Genomic DNA, 22516 nt, shown 5'->3' with positions numbered 1-22516 from the left:
GAGGGGCCGAAGCTCTTACCCCGTCATTGCGAGGAACCGAAGCTCTTACCCCGTCATTGCGAGGAGCCGAAGGCGACGCGGCAATCGGTCGAAATGGCCTGCACGCAGGAACAGGTGGCTGCGGATGGAGATCGCCACGTCGCTGCGCGACTCGCGATGACGTTGGGGGGAGAGCTGCGCGACTCGCGATGACGTAGGGGGGAGAGCTGCGCGACTCGCGATGACGTAGGGGGAGAGCTGCGCGACTCGCGATGACGTGGGGGGGGAGAGCTTCGCGCCGCGCGGCTCACCGGGGCCTCACTGCGGCGGGCAGACCCCGTCGCGACAGCGGGAACGCCAGCGCGAACGGGCGAACACGTTGTACACCCGGTCCATCAGCCAGACCACCGGCGGCAGCCGATGCAGCACCGCCCCCGCCACGCGGTAGTACGGCAGATGCCGCCAGGTGGCGACGAAGGCGTAAGCCCCGCTCACCACCCGGCCGTGTTCGTCCACCGCATGCATGCGCCGCATGGCCTCCTCCCACGCGATGCCGCGGCCTTCCAGCGCCGCGGCGTCCGCATGGATGTCCCGCCAGTCGATCCGGCCGGCCGTGTCCAGGCGCCGGTAGTGGCCGATCTCGCGGCGGCACAGCGGGCAGCCGCCGTCAAAGAACACCACGGGCCGTTCGCGCGGTTCAGGCATGGCCGACGGGCCCGCTCATTTCGTGGCGCGCCTCGGGCAGCGCCCGGAGCGCACGCTCCACCACATCGCGCGCGAGACCGCGGGTCATCTCGCCGTCGGCGGGGATCATTTCCGTGCGCACCGCCAGCGCCATCGCCAGCGCCTGCAGCAGATCACCGTTGCAGGTGTCACCCAGCACCGCCACTTCGTGATCCACCGTGGTCAGCACGCGGTCCAGCAACTGCTGCACGCGCACGGCCGAATCGGTCTCGGGATGCAGCGCGAACTCGAAGGTCAGCTGCTCCCCGCTTCCGCTGGTGTAGCGATACGGCAGGTATTCCATGGCTCGCCTCCTTGTTGTTGTCTCTGATGGGCCGGAACGCGTCCGGCCGGCCTGTCGCGTGATCCGCGGCGAATGGCGATCTCCGTGATCCTTGGGCCGTGCGAAGGTCCCGGAGTTCGCCACAGCCGGACCTTTCCTGCGCTATTCTTGCTTCCGATGAAACGGTACTCCGGGTACAACCACCACGAAACCCCGACGGCGGAGCGGCGCCCGCGATGATGCTCCTGGGTCGACGTCGCCGCGCCCGGCCACCGGGGCCGCTGCGCTACCTCTTGTGGCTGCTCGTCGCCCTGCTGGGGCTGATGCTGGCCGCGGTGGTCGCGGTGCTGCTGTATTTCGCCCGGGTCGATCCACCTTACGGCATGGCGATGGTCACGGCCACCGACCGCGCGGCCGCCTCCCGGCACCGGCCCGTGTGGCGCTCGCTGGACGAACTGCCGGACGCCGTGCTGCTGGCGGTGATCGCGTCCGAGGACCAGCGCTTCCCGCGGCACCGCGGATTCGACTGGTCGTCGGTGCGCCAGGCCCTGACCGACCACGCGCGCGGCGGACGCCTGCGCGGGGCCTCGACCATCACCCAGCAGACCGCCAAGAACCTGTTTCTCTGGCATGAGCGTTCCTGGCTGCGCAAGGCCCTGGAGGCGGGTCTGACCGTGGGCATGGAACTGCTGTGGTCGAAGGAGCGCATCCTCGAGGTCTATCTCAACCTGGCCCAGTGGGGCCCCGGGATCTATGGCATCGAAAATGCGGCACAGCATTATTTCGACGTCCCCGCGAGCGAACTGACCCCGCAGCAGGCCGCGCGTCTGGCGGCCATCCTGCCCTCCCCCGGACGCCTCGATCCGGTGACCCCGGGCGAAACCCTCGAGCGCCGCATTGCGTGGATCGAGGAGCAGATGGGGGTACTGGGACCCGGCTGGCTGCGGCCGGTGCGGGAATCCCCGGAGAAACACTGAACGGGGCTTTGGTCCGGCCTCCCGGACCTTTACACTGCGAAGTTCCATCCCGCCCGTCCGAGGTTCCGCGTGGCCGCACCACTTCGCTCGCCGCAGCACCGGCTTTTCGCCCTCCTGGCCCTGCTCCTGACCACGCTGGCCCTGACCACCGGCCCGGCCATGGCGGACGACGCCCCCTCCTCCGCCGAGACCCACGCGGCCCTGATCGAGCTGCTGGAAGACCCGGAGGCGCGGGAACGGCTGCTGGAGACCCTGCGCGCGGAGGGAGGCGCCGCGGATCCGGCGGAGAGCACGGCAGAAGACGAGACCGCCGAACAGGCGGTGACCCTGCCCCGCCGCATCGCCCGGCTGACCCAGGGGCTGGCCGAGGGCGCGGTGGCCGAGGTCCGCGCGCTGGGCACGGTGGCCGAAGACACCGTTGCGCAGCTGCGCGCCATCGACCCGATCCCCTTCGGCATGGCGGTCGGAGACCTGGCGATCATCATCCTGATCACCCTGGTGATCTACTGGGTCCTGCGCCGCGTGGCGTCGCCGATGTTCGGCGGCATCGATCGCTGGGTCCTCAACGCGGCCGAACAGTACCGCCTGCTGCGGACCCTGCCCGGGGTCGGCCTGGCCGCGATCATCGACTTCGTGGCGGTGGTCCTGGCCTGGGTTGCCGGCTACGGCCTGGCGCTGTTCGTACTGGGCGAACCCGGCGCCATGGAGACCCGGCATTCACTGTTCCTCAATGCCTTCCTGCTGATCGAGCTGGCGCGCGCCGCGCTGCGGCTGATCTTCGCCACCCGCTACCAGGGCCTGCGCCTGCTGCCCATGGCCGGGGAAGAAGCCGCCTACTGGAACGCCTGGCTCGCGCGCATCGTGTCCTACATCGGTTACGGCCTGCTGCTGCTGGTGCCACTGACCGGCATGCATGTCTCCCCGGAGGCCGGCCGTTCCCTTGGCCTGCTGGTGATGCTGACGGCCTTCCTGTACGCCGCCACCATCATCCTGCAGAACCGCCAGCGGGTGCATGACCGGCTGATGGCGCTGGCGAACCGCTCGTATTTCTCGTTCACCCGCATCGTCACCAGCCTGCTGGCACGGTCCTGGCACCTGCTGGCGCTGCTTTATTTCCTCGCCCTGACCGTCGTCAGCATCGTCCGTCCGGACGACGCGCTGCCGTTCATGGCCACGGCCACGCTGCAGACCCTGATCGCGGCCTTCGTCGGCTTTTTCATCGCGACCCTGCTGACCCAGATCATCGGGCGCGAGATCGCCATCCCCGACGAGACCCGCGAGAAGTTCCCGCTGCTGCAGGCCCGTCTCAATGCCTACGTACCGCGGGCCCTCAAAACCATGCGTCTGGTGATCCTGCTGATCGTGCTCGCGGTCATCGCCGATGGCTGGGGCGCGTTCAACCTGATCGACTGGGTGCGTTCGGATGCCGGTGCGCTGATCCTCGGCACGGCGATCTCCGTCGCCCTTATCCTGCTGGCGGCGGCGCTGGTGTGGCTGGTGTTCGCCAGCTGGATCGAGCACCGGCTCAACCCCGCGACCGGCGACGGCGAGCCCACCGCGCGCGAGCAGACCCTGCTCACCATCTTCCGCAATGCGGTGGCGATCGCCCTGCTGGTATTCACCGTGATGATCGTGCTCGCCGAGCTCGGCATCAACATCGGCCCGCTGCTGGCCGGCGCCGGGGTACTGGGCCTGGCCATCGGCTTCGGCGCGCAGAAGCTGGTGCAGGACATCATCACCGGGGTGTTCATCCAGCTGGAAAACGCCATCAACGTCGGCGATGTCATCACCGTAACCGGCACCACCGGCACGGTGGAGAAACTCACCATCCGCTCGCTCGGGCTGCGCGACCTCGCCGGCACCTACCACCTGATCCCGTTCTCCGCGGTGGATGCGGTCTCCAACTACATGCGCGAGTACGCCTACCACGTGGGCGAATACGGGGTGGCCTATCGCGAGGACATCGACGAGGTCATCGTCCGCCTGCGCGAGGCCTTCGAGGAGCTCAAGCAGGACCCGGAACAGGGCCCCAACGTGCTCGACGAGATGGAGGTGCACGGGGTCACCGCGCTGGACGACTCCTCGGTCAACATCCGCATCCGCATCATGACCGCGCCCGGCACCCAGTTCGGCCTGGGCCGCGCGTTCAACCGCCTGGTCAAGCGCCACTTCGACGCTGCCGGCATCGAGATCCCGTTCCCGCACACCACGCTGTACTTCGGCGAGGACAAGGACGGGTCGGCGCCGGCGGCCAACCTCCGGGTGCTGGAATCGCGGCGCATGCCCGAAGCGGAAACCGACGATACCGATTACTCGCGGGACCGCCGGGCACGCCCCAATCCGAAACACAAGGGCGACTACGACGACGTCGACGAATGACGGACCAGTGACCGGCCGGCCGGTATCCGCCCCGCGGGCTGCCGGGGGTTCTTGGACCGGCGGGCCGCTCCGGTGAAGATCATGGCATGCGTCTGCTGATCCTGGTCATACCGCTGCTCCTGCTGATCGCCTGGCTGCCGGGCTGGTGGGTTCGGCGCACCATGGAGAAATATCACCGCCCCGAAGACCGCTACCGCTACAGCGGCGCGGCCATGGCGCGCGAGCTGCTGCACCGCCATGGTCTGACCCATGTGGACGTGGAGACCACCAAAGACGGCGACCACTACGACCCCGCCGACCGCACGGTGCGGCTGTCGCAGCAGAATTATCACGGCCATTCGCTGACCGCGGTCACCGTGGCGGCCCACGAGGTCGGCCACGCGGTGCAGCACGCACGGGGCTACCGCCCGCTGCAACTGCGCGGCACCCTGGTGGCCGCCACCCGTCACGCCCAGCGGCTGGGCGCGATCCTGATGATCGGCATCCCGATCATCACCCTGATCACCCGCCACCCGGCGCCGGGCATCCTGTTCTTCCTGGCCGGCGTGCTGTCGATGGGCATGGCGGCGCTGGTCCATTTCGTGACCCTGCCCACGGAACTGGACGCGAGTTTCCGCCGCGCGATGCCCATGCTGCGCGAGGGCGGCTACCTCCACGAGCCGGATTACCGCCACGCAGAGCGCATCCTGCGTGCCGCCGCCTATACCTATCTCGCCCAGTCACTGGCCAGCCTGCTCAACATCGCCTCGTGGTTCCGCTATCTGCGGCGCTGATCGGGCGAATCTCCCGTCAACGGAACGTACGGGCCATCTGCGCGGTCTCTCCATCACCGCCACAGCCGGCATCACGGCCCGTTGGCGGGCCGACACCCGGCCCTCGAGGCTGTTAAGCTGTGGTTCATCACTCGCCTTCAGAGTGGCAAGAGACATCCTTTCAGGAGAGCAGTACGATGCAGAAACACTCCCGGTCGATCATCGGCCTCACCGCCGCCGCAGTCCTTGCACTGGCCAGCGGCATGGCCCACGCCCAGGGCATGGGCCAGGGCATGGGCGGCCAGCAGCAGCCGCAGCAGGGCGGCCCGCAGATGGAGATGCAGGAACTCCAGCAGACCCTCGCGCAGACCCAGCAGCAGGCCATCGAAAACAACCCCGAGCTGGAGCGCAAGGGCGAGGAACTGGAACAACTGGTCCTCGACAAGATGGAAGCCGCCGGTTTTGAACCGCGTTCCGATCTGGACACCCTGGAATCCGCCGAGGAAGGCCTGCGTGATCCCGACCTGAGCGCGGAAGAACGCCAGCAGCTGATCCAGTCCGAAGACGTTCAGCAGGCGCAGCGCAACCTGCAGGAAGCCCAGCAGGCCGTGGCCGAGGATCCGGAGATCCTGGACGCCCAGGAATCCCTGCGGGAAGACCTGATGAGCGCCATGCGCGCGGAAAACGCCGACATTGACGATGTCATCGAGCGCATGGAAGCCCTGCAGCAGGAAATGATGCAGCAACAGCAGCCCGGGGGTGGCGGTGGCGCGCCCGGCATGGCGCCCCAGCGGTAAATCCGATCACGCGCATTTCCCGCGTCGGATCCGAAGGCCCGGTCACCTGACCGGGCCTTTTTCGTTTCCGCCGAGGCCTCCCCTCGGACCGGCCGGAACGTCAGCCCTGCCCGCCCTCGGGCAGCCGGCCGTGCGCCTCGGCCAGTGCCCGCATCTCGCCGGCACGTTCCCCGGGCACCCACTCCCAGTCAAAACGCCAGTCCCAGTTACCCTCCACCGTCCCGGGACGGTTCATCCGGTGTTCGCTGTCCAGCTCGAGCACGTCCTGCATCGGCAGGATCGCGATACGCGCCGGCGAGGCGTACGCCGTGCGGATCAGCGGCCAGGGCATGGTGTCGGCCGCATCTTCCGGTTCCCCCAGGACATTCAGCACGTGCTGCTGCATGGGTTCATCCAGTGACGCGAACCAGCCCACGGTGGTGTCGTTGTCATGGGTGCCGGTATACACGGCGCTCATCTCGTCATGATTCGCCGGCAGGTACGGGTTGGCCTCGCCGCCCTCGAACGCGAACTGCAGGATCCGCATGCCGGGAAAATCGAAGCGCTCGCGCAGCGCAGTGACCTCCGGCGTAATCACCCCCAGATCTTCGGCCAGCACCGGCAGGTACCCGAGTTCGTCGGCCAACGCGTCGAAGAATTCGGCACCGGGCCCCTCGAACCAGTAACCCCGGGTCGCGTCCGGCTCCTCGGCCGGGATTGCCCAGCTCGACTCGAACCCCCGGAAGTGGTCGATCCGCAGGGCATCCACCGTCTCCAGCGCCCGCCGCACGCGAAGGATCCACCAGGCGTAGCCGGTCTCGGCGAGGCGGTCCCAGCGGTACTGCGGATTGCCCCAGCGCTGTCCGGTCTCGGAGAAATAATCCGGCGGCACCCCGGCCACGGTGCGCGGCTGTCCCTGCGCATCCAGGTCGAACAGCTCGCGATTCGCCCACACGTCCGCCGAATCATGGGCAACGAAGATTGGCATGTCCCCCAGCAGCATCAGACCGCAATCGTTGGCATGGCGGCGCAGCGTACGCCACTGATCGGCGAACACGAACTGCACGAAGCGCACCTGCTCCAGCGCCTGCGCTTCTTCGCGGGCCACCCGCTCCAGGGCCTCCGGCTCGCGATCGCGGAACTCCGGGTCCCATTCCCACCACGGGCGATCGTCGTGGCGCGCCCGGATCACGCAGAACAGCGCGAAGTCATCCAGCCAGATCGGCCCCTGTTCCTCGAGGAACGCACGGCAGGCCGAATGCAGCGCATGTTCGTCCCGTGCCACCGCCTCACCGGCCCGTTGCAGCAGTTCTTCCACCGGCCGGCCGTCATCGACGATCCCGGTCGACTCCGCCAGCCGCGCGGGATCGATCATCCGCGGATCACCGGCAAACGCCGAGATGCTGGCATACGGCGACCCGTCGCTCTGCACCGGGTGCAGCGGCAGGATCTGCCACAGGGTGAAACCCGCCGAGGCCGCCCAGTTGACGAAACGAAACGCCTCGTTGCCCAGGGTACCCACCGGATGCGGCCCCGGCAGCGACGTCGGGTGCAGCAGCACGCCGGCACGCCGGCGCTGCAGCAGCGGATTGGAATGCTGCGTTTCTTCCATGAATCAGTCCTGCCCTTTCCGCATGGTCCCTCCGGCAGCCGGATCGCCACCGCCCACCGACAGCACCTCCTCCAGGGCCTCGGGCACCGCCAGGCCGGCGAGCTGGTACAACCGGGCCAGGTGGCGCCGATAGAGCTGTTCGAAGTCGCTGACCGAACCCGCCGGGTTGTAGGCCCCGAACCACCAGCACCAGTCGGAACCCTCGCAGATCGCGAGCTGTTCGCGCAGTTCCGGTGTATCCAGCGAGGGGTCCTCCGCGATCGCCGCATCCACGGCCTCGCGGGCCTCGATCAGCCGATCCCAGCCACGGTTCTTGTCGGGGTCGCCAATCCAGGTGGAAAAGGTCCCGTAGACCCAGGAACCCGCCACCAGGCCGGGGAGCTCTACCGGCGCCGCACCCCCGGAAGTCGTCGCATGGGCGCACACGTCGTCGAAGGTGCACAGGTTGAGCCGCTCGTGCTGCGCCAGGGCCTCGTACAGCCCGCTGAGGAAATGGAAGCCGTTCTCGGGGTAGTACTCCCAGGCGTTCTCGCCGTCGAGGATCACCGACACCACGCTGCCGGCCGGGGCCACCTCGGCGATGTTTCCGATGTGGTGCACGAAGTCGGCCACCGCGTCATCGGCGTGCCAGTCGGCGTAGCGGAAGCCGATCGCGTCGGACAGTCCGTCATCGCGGAAATACAGCGCAATCTCGGTGTCCCGCAGTCGATAGCCACGGTGCAGCCAGCCCTGCAGGTCGCGGGGCCCGTCTTCCTCGCCCTCGCCGTTGCCGTTGCCATTGTCCTCCGCATCCGGCATGCCGCCGGCGGCTTCCAGGCTGTTGCCCAGCACGCCCTGGCCGCTGGCCGTCCATCGCAGGCCGTATTCGTCCAGCAGGCGAATGGTGGCCTCGCTCAGGCTGCCCTCGGACGGCCAGCAACCGGTCGGACGCATGCCGAAGTGCTTCTCGAACACCTCCAGCCCGCGTTCGATGTGCCAGCGCACCCGGGCTTCACCATCGGGATACGCCGGGGCCTCCGGCAGTTCGGCCTCGGGCATGGCCTCGCGGGCCGAAGCCAGGTCCTGCAGCAGCGGCATGATGGGGTGGGCGTAGGGGGTGAACGACAGCTCCACCCGCCCCTGTTCCGCCAGTTTGCGGTAGCGCGGGATCACGTTGTGCAGCTCGTCGCGCAGGATCTCCAGCAGACGCCGACGCACCCCGGACTCGAAGCCGGCTTCGGCCTTCAACCAGCACTGCAGTTCGGGCCGCGCGCGGCGCACGGTCTCGCCGGTCCAGGCCAGTTGATAGCAGGTGGCCAGTTCCTGGAAGAAGCGCCCGTCCAGATGCGCCAGCAGAATGTCGTCCTCCAGCGCCTGGCGTCCGATGGCCGCAAGCCGGGCAAACAGCGGAAACGGGTCGATCATGCGCGGCGCGTGGGCGCGCAGACAGGCGCGGATGATCTCGCGGCGCTGGTCCGGCTCCACCGGCACGATGTCCATGTGGAGCATGTCCAGCACCGGATCCCCGACCGGCACACAGTTCTTCAGGGCCCGGTCCACGCGCCGTGCATAGTCGGCGATCTGTTCCAGCAGGATGGGGGCGAAGTTCACCACCGCCCGCGCCCGCGGGCAGGCCTCCAGATGGGCCGCCATGTCGGTGTAGTCCTTCAGCGCATGGAGGTAGGTCCACGGCAGGGCATACTCCCGGCGGCCGCCGTCGAAGTACTGCGGCTGGTGCATGTGCCAGCACAGCACCACGTCCAGCTTGTCCGGGACGCGGGCGAGGGCCTTCGAGGAGCGCTCAGCGGACATGGTGACGCGCCTGGCCGAGCATCTCCGGGGTGACCACGCGCACGCCCCCGGGGGAGACGTAGTAATCGCGGGCATCGGCCTCGTCGTCCAGCCCGATCTCGGTCCCCGGCGGGATGCGGCAGGCCTTGTCGATCACCGCGTTGCGGATCACGGCGTTTTCGCCCACCTGCACGTCGGGCAGGATCACCGAGTTCTCCACCTCGCCGCAGGCGCTGACCTCCACGCTGGAGAACAGCAGCGAATGCCGCACCCGGCTGCCGGAGATGATGCAGCCCCCGGAGACCATCGAGTCGATCGCCATGCCACGGCGGTCGTCGTCATCGAACACGAATTTGGCCGGCGGGAGCTGCTCCTGATACGTCCAGATCGGCCATTCGCTGTCGTACAGGTTGAGTTCGGGGGTCACGCCGATCAGCTCCAGGTTGGCCTTCCAGTAGGAATCGATGGTGCCGACGTCGCGCCAGTAACCCTGACGCTGGCCGGCCTCGTCGCGGAACGGATAGGCCATCACGCGGTTTTTCTCGATGATGCGGGGGATGATGTCCTTGCCGAAATCGTGGCTGGAGAAGGTGTCGTCGGCATCCTGAATGAGCTGCTCGAAGAGGAAATCGCGGTTGAAGACGTAGATCCCCATGGAGGCCAGCGAATGGGTCTCGCTGCCCGGGATGGTCGCCGGATCGTCGGGTTTCTCCTCGAACGAGGTCACGCGCCCCTCGGCATCCACGCCCATCACGCCGAACCCGGTGGCCTCCTCCTTCAGTACCTCCAGGCAGCCCACGGTCATGTCCGCCCCGCTTTCAACGTGCTGCGCGATCATCTGCCCGTAGTCCATCTTGTAGATGTGATCGCCGGCGAGGATCAGCACATAACTGGGGGCGTGCTGCCGGATAATGTCGACGTTCTGGTAGACCGCGTCGGCAGTCCCGGAATACCAGGAGGTCTCGATGCGCTGCTGCGCCGGCAGCAGTTCGATGAATTCGCCGAATTCCCCGCGCAGGAAGCTCCAGCCGCGCTGGATGTGCTGGATCAGCGAATGCGCCTTGTACTGGGTCAGGATCGCCACGCGGCGGATCCCGGAATTGATGCAGTTGGACAGCGGGAAATCGATGATGCGGAACTTGCCGCCGAAGGGTACGGCGGGCTTGGCCCGCCACAGCGTCAGTTGCTTGAGTCGCGACCCGCGACCTCCGGCAAGCACCAGTGCCAGGGTTTCCCGGGTCAGTCGGCTGACGAACCGTTGCGGCTGAGGGTTCATAGGCCCATCCTTGCAGAAAGCTGCTGGTTGCGGGTTCCCCCGCGGATTACGTTGACCGGCCCCACTCTACGTGAAGCGGATGCATCGAGTATGACAACTGACCGGAACAATTGCATTACGGAAGTCGCGGATGAAATCCGGCGTCTGGCACAGGCCCGTCTGCACGACGCGCATGCGGTCCTGGGGGCCCACGCCCTCAATCGCCAGACCACCTGCTATCGCGCCTGGTTCCCGCAGGCCGACGAGGTCTGGCTGGTTCCGGAACCCGACGCACCCCCGGAGCCCATGGACACCACCGACACCCCGGGGCTGTTCGTATGGAAGGGCGCCTCGCGCAAGCTGGCGGAGCATCCGGAGCTGCGCTGGCGCCCGTCCGGACACAAGGAGATCGTCAGCGTCATCGACCCGTGGAGCTTTGCCCCGAACATCCCGGATTTCGACCGCCACCTGTTCGGCGAAGGCCGCCACTGGCATGCCCACCGCATGCTCGGCGCGCACTGCGAAAACCGTGACGGGATCGACGGCGTGCGTTTTGCCGTCTGGGCGCCGGCGGCCGAGCGGGTCAGCGTGGTCGGCGACTTCAACCACTGGGACGGACGCTGCCATCCGATGACCGTGCACGGCTCCAGCGGCATCTGGGAGCTGTTCATCCCCGGGCTGGGTCCGGAAACCCTGTACAAGTACGAGATCCGCAACCGTGACACCGGCGAGCTGCGTCTGAAGTCCGACCCCTACGCGGCCGCCTACCAGGTACGCCCGGAGACCGCCTCGCGGGTGATCCCGGAGAGCGGTTACGCGTGGAACGACCGCGAATGGATGGACAACCGCGACCCCGAAGCCTGGAAGCACCGGCCGATGAGCATCTACGAGGTGCACCTGGGCTCCTGGCAGCGCAGCCCCGACGGCGACTGGCCGAACTACGCCGAACTGGCCGAACGCCTGGTGCCCTATGCCCGCGACATGGGCTTCACCCATCTCGAGCTGCTGCCGGTCACCGAGCACCCGTTCGACGGCTCCTGGGGCTATCAGTCCACCGGCTTCTTCGCGCCCACCTCGCGCTTCGGCGACCCGGACGACTTCCGCCGCTTCGTCGACACCGCCCACCAGGCCGGTCTGGGGGTGATCCTCGACTGGGTGCCGGGGCATTTCCCGCGCGACGACTTCGCCCTCGCCCGCTTTGACGGCACCGCGCTGTACGAGCACGAGGACCCGCGTCTGGGCGAGCACCGCGAATGGGGCACGCTGATCTTCAACTACGGCCGCCCCGAGGTGCGCAACTTCCTGCTGTCATCGGCGCTGTGCTGGATCGAGGACTTCCACCTCGACGGCCTGCGGGTGGACGCGGTCGCTTCCATGCTCTATCTCGACTACAACCGCGAGGATCACGAGTGGATCCCCAACATCCACGGCGGCAACGAGAACCTGGAGGCGATCGAGTTCCTGCGCGACGTCAACGAGACCGTGCAGACCGGCCACCCCGGCGTGGTGATGATCGCCGAGGAATCCACCGCCTGGCCCGGCGTGAGCCGACCGCCGTCGATGGGCGGGCTGGGCTTCACCATGAAGTGGAACATGGGCTGGATGCACGACACCCTGACGTATTTCGGCATGGACCCGGTCTACCGGCGTTACCACCACAGTCAGCTCACGTTCGCGCAGATCTACGCCTATTCGGAGAATTTCGTGCTGCCCTTCTCGCACGACGAGGTCGTGCACGGCAAGCGCAGCCTGCGCGGGCGCATGCCCGGCAACGAGTGGGAACAGCACGCCAACATGCGCCTGCTGTACGCCTGGCAGTGGCTGTATCCGGGCAAGAAGCTGCTGTTCATGGGTCAGGAATTCGGCCAGGGAACCGAGTGGTCGGAGGCCGGGGAGCTGGACTGGTACGTGCTGCAGTATCCGCTGCATCAGGGTCTGCAGCAGCTGGTGAAGGACCTCAACCGGGTGTATCGCGAACAGCCCGCGCTGCACGGTCGCGAGTTCGAGCCCGACGGCTTCGCCTGGCTGAATGCCGACGACGCCGACAATTCGGTGCTCAGCTTCGTGCGCCGTGACGTGGAGGGCCACGAACGCATCGTGATCCTCAACCTGACGCCGGTGGAACGCAGCGGCTACCCGATCCCGAGCCCGCGGGCCGGGACCTGGCGGGTCATGCTGAACACCGACTCGGAGTTCTACGGCGGCGCCTCGCGCGGCCCGCTGCAATGCGAGGCCACGACCGAGGCGTTTCACGGCCAGCCGGCCACCCTCCACGTGGACCTGCCGCCGCTGACCGCACTGCTGCTGGAGCCAACCGGAGGCTGAAGCCCCGGGCGGCGCCGCCGGGGCCCGGGCAGAGGCGTCCGTCAGGACGCCATCCGCGCGCGAACCTCCGGCTGCGTCACCGGTTCGCCCAGCCGGGCCTCCATCGGCCCGGCCTCGCGGGTCAGGGCCCCGGACAGGGCGAAGCCCGCCAGGCGGCCGCTGGCATGGAACTCCATCCGGCGGCCACCGGCATCGCCCTCCACGGACACCCACTCACCCGCGGCCGCATCCGCGGCCGATGGCGGGCAGACCTGCATCGGCAGGCTGGTGGTCTTGACCTGCACGGTGCCGGCGTCCGGTGCATAGCGCGCCGTTCCCCCGGCCAGGCGATCGGCGATCACTTCCGCCTGGGCCCGCAGCGTACCCACGTAGGGGCGCAGGACGCCGTCGTATTCGGCACAGTCCCCGAGGGCGCGGATCGCCGGATCGGAGGTCGCCAGCGTGGCGTCCACCCGGATGCCGCGCCCGCAGTCCAGGCCGGCCCCGACAGCCACGTCGATGTTCGGCCGCAAACCGAGGGCGGTAATCACGACGTCCGCCTCCAGGGTCTCGCCACCGGCCAGTGTCAGCCGGGACGCCACGGGACCTTCGCCCGCCGCCGGCAAGGCCTCCAGACAAGCCACCGAGGTCCCGGTGTACAGCGCGACCCCGCGCTGCGCCAGTGCAGCCGCCAGGTCATCCCCCAGCTCGGGCGGCGCGAGCCGCGCCAGCGGGCGCTCGGCCATCTCGATCAGATCCACCGAATAGCCGCCGGCCGCCAGATCATCGGCCAGCTCGCTGCCGACCAGCCCCGCGCCCACGATCGCCACGCGGGCCCCGGGTTGCAGTTCCGCACGCAGCGCGCGGTAGTCATCCAGGGTGTTCACCACCCGCGGCGGGGGTCCGTCGCCCGGAATGTCGGGCCGTATCGGGCTCGCGCCGGTCGCCAGCACCAGATCGCCGTAGGGAATGCCGCCGCGCGGGGTAATCAGGCGCCGGCGTTGACGGTCGATGTCCAGCAGGCGCACGTGCGGCAGCAGCTCGACGCCCAGGCGCGCGGCCCGCGCCACGCCGGATTCCTCCATCAGGTCGTCCGGGTCCACACCGCGCGCACAGGCCGTGGAGATCCGCGGTTTGGTGTAATAATCGCCGCGATCCCCGGTCACCAGCCGAATACTGCGCTCCGGGTCGCGGGCGCGCAGTTCCTCGGCCATTGCCCAGCCGGCCATGCCGCCGCCGACGACCACCACCGCATCCGGGTCGTCCGCCAGCGGGGTGCGCCAGGCCTGCGCCGCTTGTGCCTCGACCGGATCCTCGGCACGCGGCTGCAGGCGGTCGAAGTCGGCCTTGGTGACGTTGCAGTCCGGGCAGTACCAGTCGTCCGGGATGTCCTCGAACCGGGTCCCCGGTGGCAGGCCCGAGTCCGGGTCGCCCTTCGCCTCGTCGTAGATGTAGCCGCACACGCGGCAGATGTAGCGTCGATATTCGGTTTCGGTTTCGGCTTCAGCAGACATCACGCAACCTCCGGCAGACCGGCGACAATCGCCTCGAACAGCGGGTCCAGCTCCGCGCCCAGCGCATCCAGCTCGGCGCTGCCCCAGGGGGCGAACACCTCCGACGGACGCCGCGCCGTTACATGCAGCTGCTCGCCGTCGCTCCAGACATGGATGCGCAGGGGGATGTCGATACCCGCGGGCTTGCAGGCCTCCCACACGCGCAGGGCATAGCGTGGATGAAAGACCTCGAGGATACGGTCGACCGGGACCTCGGCCCCGATCATCGCGGCATTGGCCTGGCCGTTGATTTCTCCGGCCACGCGCAGTCCCTGCGCCTCCACGGCCTCCTTCAGGGCGGCCACGGCCGCTTCGGCATCGAGTTTGGTGGTGGTTTCCAGCATGATGTCTCCTCCGGGCGCCGGTCAGTGGGCGTGGATACGCGCCAGCTCCTTGCGCAGGTGCTTGATGGCGGGCGTAACGATGGCCACGAAATAGGATTCGCGCAGCTTGCGCTGGGCGGCCGCGCTGGACAGGTAACCGCGCGCCCCGCTGTGCAGCAGCGCCGACTGCGAGGCCCGCAGCGCCAGTTCCGAACCGGTCAGACGCATCTGCAGCACGTCGGCAAAGAACGCGTCGCTGGTGTCGAAGGGATCGCGGGCCAGGGCATAGGTCGCCTGGCGTGCGTCTTCCAGGACCTCCTCCAGCTCGCCCGCCTGGTCATCGAGATAGCCGTTCACGTGCGACAGGGTCTCGTTGGCCTCGTGCATGGTGTTGATGCAGCCCTCGATCAGGCCCAGGCCCATGCCCATCTGCAGCAGCACGAAACCGGGACGGATGCGCTGGATGTACTCCGGCAGGGGATCGGCCAGCACGTGCTCGTCGGGCACGAACACCCGGTCGAAATGGCAGCCGAAGGTGCGCGAACCCTCCAGAGCGATGAACTCGGGGCACGGGGTAAGGCTGAAACCGGGATCGGCGCAGTTGATGACCGCCATCAGCGGACGCGGGTTGTCATCCGTGGTACGGAAGATCGCACCGAAGTAGTGATCGTCGCCCAGATTGGACACCCATGGCAGCGCCCCGGACACCACGTAGCCGCCCTCCACGCGCTCGGCCGAGAGCTTGAGCTCCTCGATGCTGGCGAACCATTTCATCGGATTGGACAGGGCGGTGGCGCCGAACGCCTCGCCATTGGCCAGCTTCGGCAGGACCTCGCGCTTGAGCGTGGAGGAATCACTGTTCTCCACGTACCAGGCACAGGCGTTCTGGCACCAGGCAACGAAGCCGGTGGTCATGCATTCGGCGGAGATCACCTCCTCGGCGCGAATCGCGGACACCAGGTCCGTGGCCCCAGCGGGGTTCTGACTGGCCAGATGGGCATTGAAGGCACCCAGCTGACCCGCCTGATGCAGGAATTCCTCGGGGTAATGGCCGTCACGGTCGATGCGGACGGTGAGCGGGGCAAGCTGCCCCGCCACCAGGTCCCGCAGCCCGTCCTCGGCGTACACCGGTGCACAGACCGGCGCCACCCCCGTTGCTTGTTCACGGGTCTCGAGCATTACGGGTCTCCTCGGCCTCAGGCCTTTTCCACGGCCAGGTTGACCGGGTTGCGCATGGTGTTGGCGACCGGCGACCAGAAGTCGGCGTGCGCCACCAGTTCCTGCAGCTCTTCCTCGCTGGCGTCGCCTTCGAGGTCGACCTTCACGCGGATGTCGGTGAAGCCCAGGCGCTTGGACTTGTCGGTGTCGCCCACGCCCCAGACCGCGGTCACGTTGATGTCACCCTCCAGCGAAAGCTCCAGCTTGGTGAGGGTGATGCCGCGATCGATGGCGTTGGCATGCATCCCCACCGACAGGCAGGCCCCCAGGCTGGCCAGCGCGGCCTCCGAGGGGTTGGGCGCAGTGTCGTCGCCCAGCAGATGCGGGGGCTCGTCGATCACGTGGGCATCGAGGTCGCGCACGTAGGTCAGGTTGCGGAACTTGCCCTCGCACACGGTGCGCGCCTTGAGGGTCACGACACTGTCGGGGTTGGACTTGCCCTTGTCGGCGAGCTTGTTCAGCCCGTCCTGGTCAATGGGATCCAGGGCATTCATGGAAATCGTGGTGGTGGCTTCTGCGGTCGACATGATCAGGTCTCCTGACGGTTGTTTGGTCAATGCCCGAACCTTTGTGGCCGGGTCGCCAGTCCCGTTGCAGAAGCCGTGCCATGTTGCCCCCGATGGCGCCATGCCGCGATTCCCGGCCGATCGGCAGTCCATCCGGGGAGATCACCCCGACCCGCAGGCGGACAAAGCGGACAGTTTGTCCGCGCTTTGCACCAACATTGTCGACACAATGCCCCGTTGCACCACGACGAAACGTCGGCCACCGCCACCCGGCGTCACCGCCCGTGCCGGCTCGTGCCCCCGCCCGGTCCCCGCTGATCCGCGTCCTGCAGCCGTTTCACCCCCTCCGGAGCCACCCCCGTTTCGCGCCCGGTCCGCCGCCGTTCTGCATCTGGCACGCCTCTTGTAAGGGTTCCTGTGAGCGCGCCGTGAGAACCACGGCCCACCAACGTTCCCGGAAGAGGAGCACCGCCATGGGCGCAGCCATCTCCATCGACTACATTACGCATCACTATCCGAAACAGACGGACCCGACGCTCCAGGACATCGAGCTGACCGTCAGCCCCGGCGAGACCATCGCCCTGATCGGGCAGAGCGGCTGCGGGAAATCCACCCTGCTGCACATGCTCGCGGGCCTGCTGATCCCCAGCGAGGGCGCGGTACGCATCAACGGCCACCAGGTCATCAAGCCCAGCCCGCGCTGGAACATGATGTTCCAGAAACCCTCGCTCTACCCGTGGATGACCGTGCGCCGCAACGCCTCCCTCGGCCTGATCTTCCAGGGCCGTCAGGAAGGCATGAACAAGCGCGTCGACGCCCTGCTGGAGACGGTGGGCCTGGCCGAAAAGGCCGAGGTCAACGTGCAGTCGCTGTCCGGTGGCCAGCAGCAGCGCGTGGCCCTGGCGCGCAGTCTGGCCACCGACCCGGAACTCCTGCTGCTGGACGAGCCGTTTTCCGCCCTGGATGCGTTCACCAAGACCGAGCTGCAGGACGAGGTCGTGCGGCTGTCGCGGGATCGCGGCATCACCGTGGTGTTCGTGACCCATGACATCGAAGAGGCCGTCGCCATGGCCGATCGCGTCATCGTGATGGGTTCCAATCCGGGCACGCTGCAGCACCAGCTCAAGGTGGACCTGCCGCATCCGCGCGACCGCACCAGCCCCGGATTCACCGAACTGAAGGCCGAGCTGATGGAGTTCTTTGGCGCGACGCGTCACCCGGCCTCGCGCCCCGACCCGACCGATGACACGTCGTCATCCGCCGAAGCCGACGATTCCGCCGGGTCCGGATCCGCCCCCGCCCGTCGCGCGATTCGCGCGGCCTGAACCGTCCCTAGCCCGTTACCCGAGAGGAACCTCACCATGTGCAACTGTGACAACCACCACCACATCGACGCGGAACTCGACCGCATCCTTGGCGGCAGCCTGTCCCGCCGCACCTTCCTGCGCTCGGCGGCGGCCGGCTCGCTGGTCGCCGGCGCCGGCCTGACCGCCCCGGGTTCGCTGCTCGCCCAGCAGCCCGAGCTGGGTGGCGTCGACCCCGAAGTGGACGACTTCGACGGCGTCGTGCGCATCGGTTACATCCCCATCACCGATGCCGCGGCCCTGCTGGTCGCGCATTCCGAGGGCTATTTCGAGGACGAAGGCCTGGAGGTGGCCGAACCGCAGCTGATCCGCGGCTGGTCGCCGCTGATCGAATCCTTCGCGGCCAACCGCTTCAACCTGGTCCACCTGCTCAAGCCGATCCCGCTGTGGATGCGCTACCAGAACGACTTCCCGGCCAAGATCATGTCCTGGGCCCACACCAACGGGTCGGCGGTGGTCACCGGCCGCCACGTGGAGGTCAACGACTTCGCCGACATGGGTGGCATGAGCGTGGCCGTGCCCTACTGGTACTCCATGCACAACGTGGTCATGCAGATGGCCCTGCGTGACGCCGGCCTGAAGCCGGTGATCAAGGATCAGGGGGACGATCTGGCCCCGGACGAGGTCAACCTGATGCTGATGCCGCCGCCGGACATGCCGCCGGCCCTGGCCGCGCGCTCGATCGACGCCTTCATCGTCGCCGAGCCCTTCAACGCCGCCGGCGAGATGCTGGCCCACGGCAACCTGCTGCGCTTCACCGGCGACATCTGGAAGAACCACCCCTGCTGCGTGGTGTGCATGAACGAGACGCTCACCGATCGCCAGCCCGAATGGACGCAGAAGACCATGAACGCGGTGGTTCGCGCCCAGGGCCACATCCAGGACAACAAGAAGGAGATCGCCCACCTGCTGTCGCGCGACGGCAAGGGCTACCTGCCGATGCCGTCCGGGGTGGTCGAACGTGCGATGACCAACTACGCCGACGACAGTACCTACATCGACTCCGGCGCGATCCGCCATGCCGACTGGGCTAACGGCCGCATCGACTTCTCCCCGTGGCCCTACCCCTCGGCGACGAAGATGCTGGTGGGCGCGATGAACGAGACCCTGGTCGGCGGCGACACCACCTTCCTGCAGGGCCTGGATCCGCAGGAAGTGGCCGATGATCTGGTCAATTACGAGTTCGTCGAGAAGGCCATGGAGAAATACACCGCCTGGCACAACGCACCCGGCGTGGACATGGATTCGCCGTTTGCCCGCGAGGAGATCGTACAGCTATGAACCGCGACGTCACATTCGACATGCCGGCCACCCCCGGGGAGTGGGGGTGGGCCTCCCTGCGTTCCCTGAACCACCTGCGCCGGCGGCTGCAGTACCCGCTGCTCGGCATCGCCGGGTTGCTGGCCCTGTGGTGGTGGGGCGGCTGGGCCATCGCCAACAACCCCGACACCATGGCCTTCGCCAGCTTCGCCCCCGGGCCCACGCTGACCGCCTTCTGGGACATCGTGAGTTCCGGACAGGTGTGGTCGCCGATCGAGTCCAGCCTGCACCGGGTCGGATTCGGCCTGCTCTACGCGATCCTGATCGGGGTCCCGCTGGGGGTGATGATCGGGTACTTCAACGTGCTGCGCGAAACCACCCACGTGCCATTCCAGTTCCTGCGCATGATCTCGCCGCTGGCGTGGATGCCGATCGCGGTGCTGGCCTTCGCCACCTGGGATGCGGCGATCATCTTCCTGATCGCCATCGCCGCGGTCTGGCCCATCACCTACGCCACCGCGCACGGCGTGCAGCGCATCGATCCGATGTGGCTGAAGGTGGGCAACAACCTGGGCGCCAACCCCTACCACACCCTGCGCTACATCGTGATGCCCGCGATCGCCCAGGACGTGTTCGCCGGCATCCGCCTGGCGGTGGGCGTGGCCTGGATCGTACTGGTGCCGGCGGAATACCTGGGCGTGACCTCGGGGCTCGGCTACGCCATCAACGATGCCCGCGACACGCTCGAGTACGACAAGCTGGCCGCCTTCGTACTGGTGATCGGCCTGATCGGTTACATGCTGGACGCCATCTGCGTGCGCCTGATCCGGCGCAGCAGCTACCACGCCGAAAGCTGAGCTGCCCCCTCACTCCCTCCGTCTGCCCGGCCGTGCGCGGTCGGGCCTTTTTTTGTCCACGGCCCGCGGCATGCACTGCACCCTTCGGGCGCGTACCGGAACCGACCGCACCATCGCGGTGCAAAGTCCGCCGCCAGGTGCCGCCCGCATCCGCTCCGTGCCCCGCCACGGCCCGGTCCGCGGCGCTGGCAGGGTTTCTGCATGCCCACCGGGCATGAACGACACCGCCACCGAAGACCGCACCGACCAGGCGACCCGCGAGCAGGAGATCACCCTGCTGCTGGAGGTCGCCCGGCTGATGGGCCGCTCGCGCGACCCCGACGCCGCCATCTACCGCATCCTCGGCATGATGTCCCAGCTGCTGGGCCTCAACCGCGGCCGGGTCCTGCTGCCCGACCCGGACAGCGGACAGCTGAAGATCCGGCATGCCTACGGCCTGACCGACGCCGAACGCGAGCGCGGCAGCTACTCGCTGGGCGAGGGCGTGACCGGCCGGGTGATGAAGACCGGACAGATCGCGCTGATCCAGGACATCGACAACGAGCCGGAATATCTCGCCCGGGCGGTCGACCGCTCGACCCTGCCGCAGGAGACCGTGGCATATATCGGGGTCCCCATCGTGCAGGACGAACAGCCGATCGGCGTACTCGGGGTCCACCGGCTGCGCCGCCGCTCGCGCCAGTTCCAGGACGATCTCAACGTACTGCGCGTTGTCGCCTCCATGATTGGCCAGGTCCTGCGCATCAACCAGCTGATCGCCGAACGCACGGCCGAACTGGTCTCGGAAAACCGCTACCTCAAGAGCGCCCTCGACACCCAGGGGGCGAAATACGGAATCCTCGGCGAGAGCCCCGCCCTGCGCAGCGTCCTCAAGCAGGTCCACCGCATCGCCGACACCCAGGCCACGGTGCTGATCACCGGCGACTCCGGCACCGGCAAGGAGAAGATCGCACGCATGATCCACCGGATCAGCCAGCGCAACGCGCGACCGTTCATCTCCCTGAACTGTGCCGCGATCCCGGCCGACCTGCTGGAATCGGAACTGTTCGGCCACGAGAAAGGCGCCTTCACGGGGGCCTCCAGCGCCAAGACCGGCAAGATCGCCCTGGCCGACGGCGGCACCCTGTTCCTCGACGAGATCGGCGACATGCCGGAGGCGCTGCAGTCCAAGATCCTGCGCGTGTTGCAGGAACGGGTCGTGCAGCCGATCGGGGGATCGCGCGACATCCCGGTGGACGTGCGCGTGGTCGCCGCCACCCACAAGGACCTGCAGAAAGCGGTCAATGCCGGGGAATTCCGGCTCGATCTGTTCTACCGCCTGAACGTAATCCCGCTGCACATGCCCGCGCTGCGCGATCGCGCCAGCGACATTCGCCTGCTCGCACGGCACTTTCTCGACCGTTACACCCACGTCCATGGCTGGAACGTGGTCCTGGACGACGGGGTGATGGAGCGTCTGGAAACCTTCGACTGGCCGGGCAACATCCGCCAGCTGGAGAACGTGCTGGAACGCGCGGTGCTGCTCTCCAGCGAGGGCCGCATCGGCACCGCCCTGATCGACGAGATCCTGCACGAGGAATCGCGCATCAGCCCGGGGCTGCACGCCACCGGTCCCGCCGCTTCCCCGCAACCGGACGCCGCACCATCGCCGGACACCCCGACCTTTCCCGGCACGCACGGCAACGAGGCGCACCCCGACGGGGCGACCGGTCCCGGCATCGTCCGCCCCTACCGCCGGGTGCACGCCTCCGAGGCCGACCAGCTGCGGGACGCGATCGAACGCAGCGGCGGCAACAAGACCCGCGCCGCCATGGACCTGGGCCTCACCCCGCGCCAGCTGCGCTACCGCCTGAAGAAACTGGGACTGGCCTGAGACCCCGTTGCGGACATTGTCGACACTTTGTCCGCAACGGGAGCGGACAAAGTGTCCGCCTCACCCGACCCGTGCTGCCGTACGGCCGTCCCGGAGCGGATCCGGTGAACGGCGTCCAGCTGGCACGGGATCTGCAGAGCATTGGGTGGCAACACTGATCCGACACCAACCGGGAGGCCATCCATGACCCTCAGCAAGACCGAAATGACCGCCACCATCCTCGAAGCCAAGGAGGGCCGGTCCGCGACCTGGGCCGGCATCGCCGAGGCCACCGGCCTGCACGAGGTCTACGTGACCTCGGCCTGCTACGGCATGAATCATCTCGACGCCGAGGCGGCCGACCGGCTCACCGCGTTTCTCGATCTCGGGCCCGACGTGTCGAAGGCCCTGCAGGCGTTCCCGCACAAGCACTGGGACAAGACCATCCCCACCGACCCGGTGATCTACCGCTTCTACGAGGCGATCAACGTGTACGGTGACACCATGAAGGCGCTGATCCACGAGAAGTTCGGCGACGGCATCATGAGCGCCATCGACTTCACCATGGACATCGACAAGGTCGAGGACCCGAAGGGTGACCGGGTGAAGATCACCTGGAACGGCAAGTTCCTGCCCTACAAGAGCTGGTGAACGCCGGCCACTCGCCCTCTCGCCCGCCCGTGGCCGTGGCCCGGGCGCGGCCCTGGCGGCCTTTCCTGCCTGCCCTCTCTGCCCTCCCTGCATTTCCCTGCCCCTCGCGGGAACGAAAGGTT

Annotated in this window: 19 protein-coding genes; 10 read left to right on the top strand and 9 right to left on the bottom strand. The window is 67.8% G+C overall.

The window, feature by feature from the left end:
* Positions 1–297: 297 nt before the first annotated feature.
* Both F787_RS0106780 and F787_RS0106775 read right to left on the bottom strand, forming a co-directional pair.
* Positions 298–684, bottom strand: a complete 387-nt coding sequence (locus tag F787_RS0106780) for a thiol-disulfide oxidoreductase DCC family protein (protein ID WP_028491716.1) — start codon at positions 682–684, stop codon at positions 298–300.
* Positions 677–1006: a hypothetical protein gene (locus F787_RS0106775; RefSeq protein ID WP_018870549.1), complete on the bottom strand. Its 330-nt coding sequence runs from the start codon at positions 1004–1006 to the stop codon at positions 677–679. The genes F787_RS0106780 and F787_RS0106775 overlap by 8 nt, the downstream gene beginning before the upstream one ends.
* Positions 1007–1221: 215 nt before the next feature.
* On the opposite strand from F787_RS0106775, the gene mtgA reads away from it, so the two are divergent.
* The 4 genes from mtgA (at position 1222) to F787_RS0106755 (ending at position 5890) form a co-directional block, all read left to right on the top strand.
* On the top strand, positions 1222–1962 hold the full coding sequence (gene mtgA / locus F787_RS0106770) for a monofunctional biosynthetic peptidoglycan transglycosylase (protein WP_028491715.1): 741 nt from the start codon (positions 1222–1224) through the stop codon (positions 1960–1962).
* Between the two features lie 69 nt (positions 1963–2031).
* On the top strand, positions 2032–4341 hold the full coding sequence (locus F787_RS0106765) for a mechanosensitive ion channel domain-containing protein (protein WP_028491714.1): 2310 nt from the start codon (positions 2032–2034) through the stop codon (positions 4339–4341).
* An 86-nt stretch (positions 4342–4427) separates the two neighbouring features.
* Complete coding sequence (locus F787_RS0106760) at positions 4428–5114, top strand: zinc metallopeptidase (RefSeq protein WP_028491713.1); 687 nt, start codon at positions 4428–4430, stop codon at positions 5112–5114.
* 176 nt (positions 5115–5290) lie between these two features.
* Positions 5291–5890: a hypothetical protein gene (locus F787_RS0106755; protein WP_019022340.1), complete on the top strand. Its 600-nt coding sequence runs from the start codon at positions 5291–5293 to the stop codon at positions 5888–5890.
* Between the two features lie 100 nt (positions 5891–5990).
* On the opposite strand, the gene malQ is transcribed toward F787_RS0106755, so the two are convergent.
* The 3 genes from malQ to glgC are packed head-to-tail and all read right to left on the bottom strand — an operon-like array spanning position 5991 to position 10527.
* Entirely contained in the window at positions 5991–7481 is a 1491-nt protein-coding gene (malQ, locus tag F787_RS0106750) for a 4-alpha-glucanotransferase (RefSeq protein ID WP_019022339.1), read from the bottom strand.
* Between the two features lie 3 nt (positions 7482–7484).
* Positions 7485–9272 (bottom strand): glycoside hydrolase, encoded by a 1788-nt coding sequence (locus F787_RS0106745; protein ID WP_019022338.1) that lies wholly within the window; start codon positions 9270–9272, stop codon positions 7485–7487.
* Positions 9262–10527: a glucose-1-phosphate adenylyltransferase gene (gene glgC / locus F787_RS0106740; RefSeq protein WP_028491712.1), complete on the bottom strand. Its 1266-nt coding sequence runs from the start codon at positions 10525–10527 to the stop codon at positions 9262–9264. Before glgC ends, F787_RS0106745 begins: the two co-directional genes overlap by 11 nt.
* 90 nt (positions 10528–10617) lie before the next feature.
* On the opposite strand from glgC, the gene glgB reads away from it, so the two are divergent.
* Positions 10618–12831: a 1,4-alpha-glucan branching protein GlgB gene (gene glgB / locus F787_RS0106735; RefSeq protein ID WP_028491711.1), complete on the top strand. Its 2214-nt coding sequence runs from the start codon at positions 10618–10620 to the stop codon at positions 12829–12831.
* A gap of 41 nt (positions 12832–12872) precedes the next feature.
* On the opposite strand, the gene F787_RS0106730 is transcribed toward glgB, so the two are convergent.
* From F787_RS0106730 to F787_RS0106715, 4 genes are read right to left on the bottom strand one after another with little or no spacing between them, the layout of a single operon-like run.
* Positions 12873–14324 (bottom strand): FAD-dependent oxidoreductase, encoded by a 1452-nt coding sequence (locus F787_RS0106730; protein ID WP_028491710.1) that lies wholly within the window; start codon positions 14322–14324, stop codon positions 12873–12875.
* Entirely contained in the window at positions 14324–14707 is a 384-nt protein-coding gene (locus tag F787_RS0106725; RefSeq protein ID WP_019022334.1) for a DUF302 domain-containing protein, read from the bottom strand. The genes F787_RS0106730 and F787_RS0106725 overlap by 1 nt, the downstream gene beginning before the upstream one ends.
* A 21-nt stretch (positions 14708–14728) precedes the next feature.
* Positions 14729–15865, bottom strand: coding sequence for an acyl-CoA dehydrogenase family protein (locus F787_RS0106720; protein ID WP_019022333.1), 1137 nt, complete (start codon positions 15863–15865; stop codon positions 14729–14731).
* A gap of 17 nt (positions 15866–15882) precedes the next feature.
* Positions 15883–16431 carry an OsmC family protein gene (locus F787_RS0106715; RefSeq protein ID WP_019589575.1) on the bottom strand — a complete coding sequence of 183 codons (549 nt, stop codon included), beginning with the start codon at positions 16429–16431 and terminating at the stop codon, positions 15883–15885.
* 452 nt (positions 16432–16883) lie between these two features.
* On the opposite strand from F787_RS0106715, the gene F787_RS0106710 reads away from it, so the two are divergent.
* From F787_RS0106710 to cynS, 5 genes are all read left to right on the top strand, one after another.
* Positions 16884–17735: an ABC transporter ATP-binding protein gene (locus tag F787_RS0106710; RefSeq protein ID WP_019589576.1), complete on the top strand. Its 852-nt coding sequence runs from the start codon at positions 16884–16886 to the stop codon at positions 17733–17735.
* A gap of 36 nt (positions 17736–17771) precedes the next feature.
* Positions 17772–19055 carry an ABC transporter substrate-binding protein gene (locus tag F787_RS0106705; RefSeq protein WP_019589577.1) on the top strand — a complete coding sequence of 428 codons (1284 nt, stop codon included), beginning with the start codon at positions 17772–17774 and terminating at the stop codon, positions 19053–19055.
* Positions 19056–19075: 20 nt separating this feature from the next.
* Positions 19076–19891: an ABC transporter permease gene (locus F787_RS0106700; RefSeq protein WP_231372034.1), complete on the top strand. Its 816-nt coding sequence runs from the start codon at positions 19076–19078 to the stop codon at positions 19889–19891.
* Positions 19892–20105: 214 nt separating this feature from the next.
* On the top strand, positions 20106–21764 hold the full coding sequence (locus F787_RS0106695) for a sigma-54-dependent Fis family transcriptional regulator (protein ID WP_019591642.1): 1659 nt from the start codon (positions 20106–20108) through the stop codon (positions 21762–21764).
* 183 nt (positions 21765–21947) lie between these two features.
* On the top strand, positions 21948–22394 hold the full coding sequence (gene cynS, locus F787_RS0106690) for a cyanase (protein WP_018870532.1): 447 nt from the start codon (positions 21948–21950) through the stop codon (positions 22392–22394).
* The last annotated feature ends 122 nt before the right edge of the window (positions 22395–22516 follow it).

The organism is Thioalkalivibrio sp. ALE19 (assembly GCF_000428605.1).
Classification (GTDB): Bacteria; Pseudomonadota; Gammaproteobacteria; order Ectothiorhodospirales; family Ectothiorhodospiraceae; genus Thioalkalivibrio.
Note: the sequence above shows the minus strand (reverse complement) of the source record. Positions and strands in the feature narration are given on the sequence as shown.

Coding starts and splice junctions, on each gene's coding strand:
- F787_RS0106695 (WP_019591642.1), top strand. CDS start 20,106: ATGAACGACACCGCCACCGAAGACCGCACCGACCAGGCGACCCGCGAG.
- F787_RS0106730 (WP_028491710.1), bottom strand. CDS start 14,324: ATGTCTGCTGAAGCCGAAACCGAAACCGAATATCGACGCTACATCTGC.
- F787_RS0106745 (WP_019022338.1), bottom strand. CDS start 9,272: ATGTCCGCTGAGCGCTCCTCGAAGGCCCTCGCCCGCGTCCCGGACAAG.
- mtgA (WP_028491715.1), top strand. CDS start 1,222: ATGATGCTCCTGGGTCGACGTCGCCGCGCCCGGCCACCGGGGCCGCTG.
- malQ (WP_019022339.1), bottom strand. CDS start 7,481: ATGGAAGAAACGCAGCATTCCAATCCGCTGCTGCAGCGCCGGCGTGCC.
- F787_RS0106705 (WP_019589577.1), top strand. CDS start 17,772: ATGTGCAACTGTGACAACCACCACCACATCGACGCGGAACTCGACCGC.
- cynS (WP_018870532.1), top strand. CDS start 21,948: ATGACCCTCAGCAAGACCGAAATGACCGCCACCATCCTCGAAGCCAAG.
- F787_RS0106755 (WP_019022340.1), top strand. CDS start 5,291: ATGCAGAAACACTCCCGGTCGATCATCGGCCTCACCGCCGCCGCAGTC.
- glgB (WP_028491711.1), top strand. CDS start 10,618: ATGACAACTGACCGGAACAATTGCATTACGGAAGTCGCGGATGAAATC.
- F787_RS0106700 (WP_231372034.1), top strand. CDS start 19,076: ATGCCGGCCACCCCCGGGGAGTGGGGGTGGGCCTCCCTGCGTTCCCTG.
- F787_RS0106710 (WP_019589576.1), top strand. CDS start 16,884: ATGGGCGCAGCCATCTCCATCGACTACATTACGCATCACTATCCGAAA.
- F787_RS0106775 (WP_018870549.1), bottom strand. CDS start 1,006: ATGGAATACCTGCCGTATCGCTACACCAGCGGAAGCGGGGAGCAGCTG.
- F787_RS0106780 (WP_028491716.1), bottom strand. CDS start 684: ATGCCTGAACCGCGCGAACGGCCCGTGGTGTTCTTTGACGGCGGCTGC.
- F787_RS0106760 (WP_028491713.1), top strand. CDS start 4,428: ATGCGTCTGCTGATCCTGGTCATACCGCTGCTCCTGCTGATCGCCTGG.
- F787_RS0106715 (WP_019589575.1), bottom strand. CDS start 16,431: ATGTCGACCGCAGAAGCCACCACCACGATTTCCATGAATGCCCTGGAT.
- F787_RS0106720 (WP_019022333.1), bottom strand. CDS start 15,865: ATGCTCGAGACCCGTGAACAAGCAACGGGGGTGGCGCCGGTCTGTGCA.
- F787_RS0106725 (WP_019022334.1), bottom strand. CDS start 14,707: ATGCTGGAAACCACCACCAAACTCGATGCCGAAGCGGCCGTGGCCGCC.
- glgC (WP_028491712.1), bottom strand. CDS start 10,527: ATGAACCCTCAGCCGCAACGGTTCGTCAGCCGACTGACCCGGGAAACC.